This is a genomic window from Rhizobacter sp. P2_H2 (genome assembly GCF_056403375.1).
In genome coordinates this window covers 1-2851 of the sequence record NZ_JBFUFP010000726.1, presented here as the reverse complement: position 1 = coordinate 2851, position 2851 = coordinate 1, and the positions used below count along the sequence as shown (strand labels likewise).

Below are 2851 nucleotides of genomic sequence, written 5' to 3'. Positions count from 1 at the left end.
GGAGAAGATATTGTCAGGCATTTATGCGATCCAGGCCCTGTACCGAGGCCGTAGCCGGCCAGATACCTGACGGTCGCGAACGTCCGCACCTGGCGGCGGCAGCCGTTCGCTCACTTGAGCGGCGAGACTTCGCCGACACGTTGCCACAATCCGAATCCGACGGCTCGCAACGATACCGCTCGGCTTCAGGCTAGGACTTCCACGCCAATCAGATGCCCTTGGGCGTCAAAGTCCAAGTACAAGTCCGGGCCCTTGTACGGCAACAGGCTCGCTAGACGCACTGTTTTTTTCACGCAGCCAGGAGATCCTTTGCCTGGGTGACCGGGCAGGGACAAATAGGCAACGTCGTGATCGTCCGGGTTGACGGCAAGAGAGATATCACTGGTATCCATTTGAATCTCTGAAGATCGAACTGATGAGCAGGAGCTTCAAGTCGGCTGCGCCGAAGGAGACGTTCACGAAGGGCAGCTTCTGGCCGATTGTTGCCATCTAGGAAGCACTCGCCTGTCTGCCGCACACCGGACAAATAATGCGCTTGGCATAGCTGACGAGCGTGAGTCCGCAGCAGCCGCCTTCTTGGCTTGTGCCGTATCCCTCGGCGACAAAATCCCCAGGATACTGGGGTCGCGCCAGCAAAAGCAGTTCCCATGGCGACGGTGTGCCTGACGCCTCATTGAATCGATGAGCCTTGGCAAGCACCAGTTTGGCGGACTGCCATTCAGGGCGACTCACTTCGGCCTCCCGCGCCTCCAGCGCCAAGGCGACTATCTCCACCAGCCGTCGCTCCGGCAGCGACTTCAAAACCTCCACAAGGTCTCGATCCGACTGCAAGTTCGTCATATTGGGTCCAGCCGAGGAGGAGGCGCGTGCAAGGCAATCTCCCAGTCTTCGTATGGCGGCTCGACCTTGAAGCTCGGGTCGTAGTACGCCCGAAGGTAGTCGGTGGCTCGCCTTTGCGCGTAGTGCGCATTCATTACGCGCCCCTCCTCATCAAGCCGCAAGACGTTCGCGAAGATCGCGTAGACCTGCTCGATCGCGCTCGGATCATTTCCATACAGCTCTAGATAGTCGATGCCTTCGAGCGTGTATTGCGTGCCGCTTGCCATGAAATAGGCGAACGTTCGCAGCGCTCCGCTGAATGAGTGACTCAGGTGTGGCATAGAGGTTCGGGATTGCCATGCGCAGCCTACCTGAAACCGGTCGGTGGCGATCGTCTGCTGGTGGCCGAGAGAAGACCGACCGTGGCTAAGCTCTTGGCAGATCCGCGAAGTCATCCGCGACTTTGGTCAACACCCCAGTTTCATGCGACCAGTGATGAACCGCATCCCCAAAAGCGTCACCGTTTCGCAGGATCACCAGTTGGTCGCCAGACCCGTTCCCGGCGATGGCCAGCGCGCGCGAGGGAAACTTCGGCCACTGCTGAAGGGCTGCGGCCTCCTTGATCGCGTGGTTCGACATTCGGCTCAACCGTCTTCGGTCGGATGAATCGGCAATCGGATACAGCCGCCAGTCCTCGTTGAGCACATCGAGATCGCCGCCGTTGGCCGCCCGCATCGCATTGGCGTAGGACGACGGCAACGAGCTTGCGAGTTCGCGTTCGGCTGCTTCTATGAACGAGGCTGCAAGGTCAAATGGCATACGGTCGACAGTCGATTAAAGCATGGCAGATGGCGTGACCCTCGCTGGTCTTGCCGAGACACCAGTATCGCGCTTGGAAGCAGCCGCTCGCGAACGTCAGCTTGTGGCCGATTGGTGCCAGCGAGCAGGCAGTCTACCGTTCAGTCTGCACGGCGAGGACTGTCAACTCGCGTCCACCCAGTTCGAGAGAATTTCGCCAGACGTGCTTCACGCCAGGCACCTCCGAGAACGTACCTCGATACGCCTTGTGAAGAAGCTCTTTGCGCAGGACTGGCGTGAGCGAGGCCAACGCGGTCGTCGGGATGTTCGAGGCCCAGGTCATAGCAAAGCCAGTGAAGTTGCTGTGACTTCCCTGCGCGACGTGCTCGGCGCCAGCGTAGCTGACGATGTAGGTGAAGAGTGGCATGGGGCGAATTCTATGAAGCCTGAAAGCCGCCTCTCGCGAATGACGGCTCATGGCCGACCACAGACTTCGAGCGCCGCACGCGACAGGCCCTGGGCGACTGGGCGCCAGCGCGCGAAATCTCGACGCCTACCTCACCACGGGGGACATGAAGGAGAGCCGAATAGTCGCCCCGAACTCATGTGCCGCTTGGACAACATCCAGTGGTACGTAGAAGTTCGACCAATTGCGAGGCGTATGGATGCCGATCCCGAGCTCGACTACCCGGAATCGGCCTGCGATTTCTGAAGCAATCCAAGAGAGGCTTCCATACACCTGCCCTACCTCACAGTCGACTACCTGATAGATTTCACGAGGATGCGGCCCGGGCGTTGCGCCGCCCCGGTGCCCGGTAAACCTTCTCGAAAACCGCTCGTAGGCAGCCTCGTGAAGCCCTCGTACAACGATCGAATACGAAACAACGTCGGGGTCCGATGAAGTCATGGAGGAAGACTACCCGAAAGCCGCCTTTCGCCAAGGACTGCAAGTGGCCGATAAGGGACATGCGGGAACCACGCCATTCATGCTCGCCGATTCGGAGCTACGCGATCCGCGAGGGCTTCAATAAGTGCCGGCTCTCCACGAAGCGACAAGCCGAAACCGGACTGAGCGACGGCCACAAGGTCAGCGCCTGGGAGCGATATCTCGTACAGCGCGACTTCTTGGGGGCCGCCCAGGATCCACTCTCTGTCAACGATCGAGCCGCCCATCGTCTCGACCTCGGCAACGAGCCGATAGAACAGGTCGTCGTCGTACTCAGAGCCCAGTAGG

General features: G+C 59.8%; 6 protein-coding genes. All 6 read right to left on the bottom strand.

Annotation, left to right across the window (positions count from 1 at the left end; translation table 11 throughout):
- Positions 1–185: 185 nt before the first annotated feature.
- Positions 186–392: a DUF2283 domain-containing protein gene (locus AC1D15_RS25335; RefSeq protein ID WP_477828156.1), complete on the bottom strand. Its 207-nt coding sequence runs from the start codon at positions 390–392 to the stop codon at positions 186–188.
- A 97-nt stretch (positions 393–489) separates the two neighbouring features.
- Positions 490–840 (bottom strand): hypothetical protein, encoded by a 351-nt coding sequence (locus AC1D15_RS25330; RefSeq protein WP_477828155.1) that lies wholly within the window; start codon positions 838–840, stop codon positions 490–492.
- On the bottom strand, positions 837–1160 hold the full coding sequence (locus AC1D15_RS25325; RefSeq protein WP_477828157.1) for a DUF7677 family protein: 324 nt from the start codon (positions 1158–1160) through the stop codon (positions 837–839). Before AC1D15_RS25325 ends, AC1D15_RS25330 begins: the two co-directional genes overlap by 4 nt.
- Positions 1161–1245: 85 nt before the next feature.
- Positions 1246–1638: an SMI1/KNR4 family protein gene (locus tag AC1D15_RS25320; protein WP_477828154.1), complete on the bottom strand. Its 393-nt coding sequence runs from the start codon at positions 1636–1638 to the stop codon at positions 1246–1248.
- 133 nt (positions 1639–1771) lie between these two features.
- Positions 1772–2044 (bottom strand): hypothetical protein, encoded by a 273-nt coding sequence (locus AC1D15_RS25315; protein WP_477828153.1) that lies wholly within the window; start codon positions 2042–2044, stop codon positions 1772–1774.
- 557 nt (positions 2045–2601) lie between these two features.
- On the bottom strand, positions 2602–2851 hold a 250-nt coding region (locus AC1D15_RS25310; protein WP_477828152.1), incomplete at its 5' end, for a hypothetical protein.

Bases quoted from the DNA above. Each gene is read 5' to 3' on its own strand.
- AC1D15_RS25335 (WP_477828156.1), bottom strand. From the start codon at position 392: ATGGATACCAGTGATATCTCTCTTGCCGTCAACCCGGACGATCACGAC.
- AC1D15_RS25330 (WP_477828155.1), bottom strand. From the start codon at position 840: ATGACGAACTTGCAGTCGGATCGAGACCTTGTGGAGGTTTTGAAGTCG.
- AC1D15_RS25325 (WP_477828157.1), bottom strand. From the start codon at position 1,160: ATGCCACACCTGAGTCACTCATTCAGCGGAGCGCTGCGAACGTTCGCC.
- AC1D15_RS25320 (WP_477828154.1), bottom strand. From the start codon at position 1,638: ATGCCATTTGACCTTGCAGCCTCGTTCATAGAAGCAGCCGAACGCGAA.
- AC1D15_RS25315 (WP_477828153.1), bottom strand. From the start codon at position 2,044: ATGCCACTCTTCACCTACATCGTCAGCTACGCTGGCGCCGAGCACGTC.